Raw genomic sequence first — 3,789 nt, 5'->3', positions numbered from 1 at the left:
GCCAGGTGCAGGCCGGTGATGCCATCCGGGGCCACGTCGAGCACATGCCCGCGCGACTCGAAATAGTCGAACAGGTTGGCCACCAACTGGCGGTTGTCCTCGATCACCAACAGGCGCATGCACGAAACATCCACGGAAGTTCATGCCATGGTAGCGCTGCGGATGTCGGAATGCGGTCGCCATGCCGGCCGCTCCGACGGCTTTCCCACGTGCCGCTCATCAGAATGGCTGTTTTGCTGCCGGAGCCCCCCCGTGCCCGTTGCCCTGCCCCGCCGTTGGCACCTGCCGCTGCTGTGGTTGTTGATCGTGATGGCGCTGGCGGCCGGGCTTGGCATGCGCCAGCCGCAGCCACCGGACGAACCACGCTTCGTGCTGGCCGCACGTGCCATGGTGGAGAGCGGCGAGTGGCTGCTGCCGCACCGGGGCAGCGAGCTGTACGCCGAGAAGCCGCCGGTGTTCATGTGGCTGCAGGCCGCTGCCCACCAGGTGGTCGGCAGCTGGCAGTGGTCGTTCCTGCTGCCGTCGCTGCTGGCCGCGCTGCTCAGCCTGTGGCTGGTGTCCGACCTGGCACGCCGGCTATGGTCGCCACGGCATTCGTTGTACGCGCTTGGCGCACTGTTCTGCACCCTGCAGTTCGGCCTGATGGCCAAGCGCGCGCAGATCGACATGGTGCTGGTGGGCATGACCACGCTGGCCCTGTGGGGCCTGCTGCGCCACCTCTGCGAGCGCCGCAACCTGCCGGCCCTGTGGCTGGCGGGCTTCGCCGCCGGCGTCGGCACGGTGACCAAGGGGGTGGGCTTCCTGCCCTTGCTGATGGTGCTGCCCTGGCTGGGATGGCGGCTGTACCAGCGCCGTCGCGGCCAACCGGTGGACGGCCCCCACCCCGTCAGCCTGCTGTGGCTGATTCCGGCCTTCCTTCTGGGTACCGCGGTGTGGCTGGCACCGCTGGGCTGGGCGCTGCTGCATGAACCCAGTGCATCGCTGCAGTCGTACGCCCACGAGCTGTTGTTCAAGCAGACCGGCACCCGCTATGCCAACGCCTGGCACCATCGCCAGCCGGTCTGGTACTACCTGCAGGTGATCGCCACGCTGTGGCTGCCGGGTGCGCTGCTGCTGCCGCTGATGGTCAAACCGTGGTGGCGCCGGCTGCGTCGCGGCGACCAGCGCCAGTGGCCGCTGCTGGGCTGGGCCGCGCTGGTCCTGCTGTTCTTCACTGCCAGCCCCGGCAAGCGCGAGGTGTACGTGCTGCCGATGCTGCCGGCGATGGCACTGGCGGTGGCGCCGCTGTTGCCCGGCCTGCTGCGTCGCCTGTGCGTGCGTCGCTATCTGTTCGGCTACAGCCTGCTGCTGATGCTGGCCACCGGCGCGCTTGGCGTGATGATGCTGACCGACAGCGCCTGGGCGCAGGCGCAGCTGGCACGGCGGGCGATGCCCGACACCCTGCTGCCCGTGTTCGGCGATGGCCTGCTGACCTTCGCCATCGCCGTGGCGACGCTGGCGGTGTGGCTGCGGATACGACGCGCGGCCACGCTGGTACTGCTCACCCACGGTCTGCTGTGGATGCTGTACGGACTGGTGCTGATACCGGCGCTGGACCCCTACGCCTCGGCGTCGGCGGTGATGCGCCGGGTGGGCACGCGGATCGGCCCCGATGCGGAGCTGGCGCTGGTGGCCTGGCGCGAACAGAACCTGCTGCAGGCCGACCGGCCGGTGCGCGAGTTCGGCTTCAAGCGGCCGTGGGCAGAGCAGTGGCACGACGCCGGTCCATGGTTGGCCGAGGCGCCGGACAAGCGCTGGCTGCTGGTACTGGACAAGGCCATGAGCCCCTGTGTCGATCCGGCCCAGGTCATCGAGATCGGTGTTGCCAATCGCAATCGTTGGCAGTTGCTTCCGGGCACCGCCTGGGATGCGGCCTGCCATGCCGAGCGTGCAGGCGCCAACGACGAAGAAGACTGAACGATGATGCGCGCCGGGCACGGATTAACCCGGCGCAAACGCGTGTACGACCCTTCTCCGACATGCCAGTGACGAGCATGGTCGCGGATTCCCGTAACGGCCCCTTCCCTGCATGCCCGCTCGCCCTCTTGTCCCGGCAGTCTCCTTTGCGCCCTCGCTGCTGGCGTCGCGTTTTGCCGTTACCCATCTTTGGCTGCCTTCTGTCATCGGCATTGCGGTATTCACCGTGTTGATGGGCCTGGGTGGCGACCAGTGGCTGGCCGACCATCTGTTCCGGCTGGAAGGCGGCCGCTGGGCGCTGCAGGATGCATGGCTGACGCGTTCGGTGGTGCACAAGGCCGGCAAGTGGCTGAGCACCGCTGCGGCACTGGTGGCGATGCTGCTGTGCTTCCACCACTGGCGCCGCGGCCACGATCGCACGCTGCGTTGGGCGCTGCTGTATGTGGTGGTGGCCGTGGCACTCGGCACCGGGCTGATCTCGCTGCTGAAATCGCTGGTGCCGATGGACTGCCCGTGGGATCTGCTGCGCTATGGCGGACACGACCGGTTCGTCGGTCTTCTCAGCAGCCGCCCAACCGGCATGGCCGCACGCGCCTGCTTCCCCGCCGGCCACGCAAGCGCGGGATACGCATGGATGTGCCTGTACTTCTTCGCGCTGCTGTGGCGCCCCGCCTGGCGTTGGGCTGGGCTGTGGATCGGCCTCGGCAGCGGCCTGGTGTTCGGCATCGGCCAACAGCTGCGCGGCGCCCACTTCCTTTCGCATGACGTTGCCACCGCCTTGATCTGTTGGCTGCTGTCGCTGGGCCTGTACCTGATGGTCCGCCGCCAGTTGGATCGCTCGGCCCGCCAGGAGGCGATTGCATGAACGCATCGGTCCAACGCTCCTTCCGTCTGCCCACGCTGGCCAACATCCGCGCATGGCGGCCACAGCTGTCCACCGAAGCGTTGATCGTGCTGACCAGCCTGTTCTTCGCTGTGGCCGGCAATGGCCTGTTCTGGCACAGCGCCATGGCCAGCCATCCGGGCAGCCTGCGCTATGCACTTTCACTGCTGTTGCTGCTGCTGGGCGCGCACGGTGTGCTGCTGGGCATCCTGGTGTGGCGCTGGAATGCCAAGGTGGTGATCAGCGTGCTGCTGCTGGTCACCGCGTTTGCCGCGCACTACATGAGCCGTTACCACATCTATCTGGATGCGGACATGCTGCGCAACGTGCTGGCTACCGACCCCAAGGAAAGCCGCGAACTGATGACGGTGTCGCTGCTGTGGCCGGTCCTGCTGCTGGCTGTGTTGCCGATGGTGGTGCTGTGGCGCATTGACCTGCGCCGCCGCAGCTGGGGCCGCAGCCTGCTGTGGCGCATCGGCTTCCTGCTGGTCGCTGCGGCCACTGCACTCGGTGGCGCGCTGGTGTCCTTCCAGGATGTGTCGGCCTTGATGCGCAACCAGCGCGAAGTGCGCTACCTGGCAACGCCGGCCAACGTGCTGCTGGGGCTGCCACGTGCGCTGCGCGGCGACAACCCGGTGCAACGCGCGCCAAAGCTGCCGATCGGTACCGATGCCAAGGCGACCCCGCGCGCAGCGACCAGCAAGCCTCGCCTGCTGGTGATCGTGATGGGCGAAACGGTGCGCGCACAGAACTGGGGCCTGAATGGTGGCCGCAATACCACGCCGGAGCTGGCCCAGGCGGCGGTGGTCAATTTCCCGGACATGCACTCCTGCGGTACCAGCACCGAGGTTTCGCTGCCCTGCCTGTTCTCGCCATGGGGACGCCACGAGTACGACGAGAAGAAGATCCGTGCGCACCAGTCGCTGCTGCATGTACTGAACCGCGCGGGC

The 3,789-nt window shown here is 67.8% G+C and carries 3 protein-coding genes and 1 pseudogene; 3 read left to right on the top strand and 1 reads right to left on the bottom strand.

Translation table 11 applies throughout. The features are described from left to right. Window positions 1–119: pseudogene (locus AB4Y84_RS15815) on the bottom strand (DNA-binding response regulator); the annotation flags it as partial. A gap of 133 nt (window positions 120–252) precedes the next feature. On the opposite strand from AB4Y84_RS15815, the gene AB4Y84_RS15810 reads away from it, so the two are divergent. The 3 genes from AB4Y84_RS15810 to AB4Y84_RS15800 form a co-directional block, all read left to right on the top strand. Beyond that, window positions 253–1,956: an ArnT family glycosyltransferase gene (locus AB4Y84_RS15810; protein WP_442244620.1), complete on the top strand. Its 1,704-nt coding sequence runs from the start codon at window positions 253–255 to the stop codon at window positions 1,954–1,956. A 112-nt stretch (window positions 1,957–2,068) separates the two neighbouring features. After that, window positions 2,069–2,821 carry a phosphatase PAP2 family protein gene (locus AB4Y84_RS15805; protein WP_442244619.1) on the top strand — a complete coding sequence of 251 codons (753 nt, stop codon included), beginning with the start codon at window positions 2,069–2,071 and terminating at the stop codon, window positions 2,819–2,821. Beyond that, window positions 2,818–3,789, top strand: a 972-nt coding sequence (locus tag AB4Y84_RS15800; protein ID WP_442250416.1) for a phosphoethanolamine transferase, incomplete at its 3' end; no start/stop codon positions are given. The genes AB4Y84_RS15805 and AB4Y84_RS15800, both read left to right, overlap by 4 nt.

The organism is Stenotrophomonas sp. 2YAF22 (genome assembly GCF_052114665.1).
GTDB classification, from domain to species: Bacteria; Pseudomonadota; Gammaproteobacteria; order Xanthomonadales; family Xanthomonadaceae; genus Stenotrophomonas; species Stenotrophomonas indicatrix.
Note: the sequence above shows the minus strand (reverse complement) of the source record. Positions and strands in the feature narration are given on the sequence as shown.

Bases quoted from the DNA above. Each gene is read 5' to 3' on its own strand.
- AB4Y84_RS15805 (WP_442244619.1), top strand. From the start codon at position 2,069: ATGCCCGCTCGCCCTCTTGTCCCGGCAGTCTCCTTTGCGCCCTCGCTG.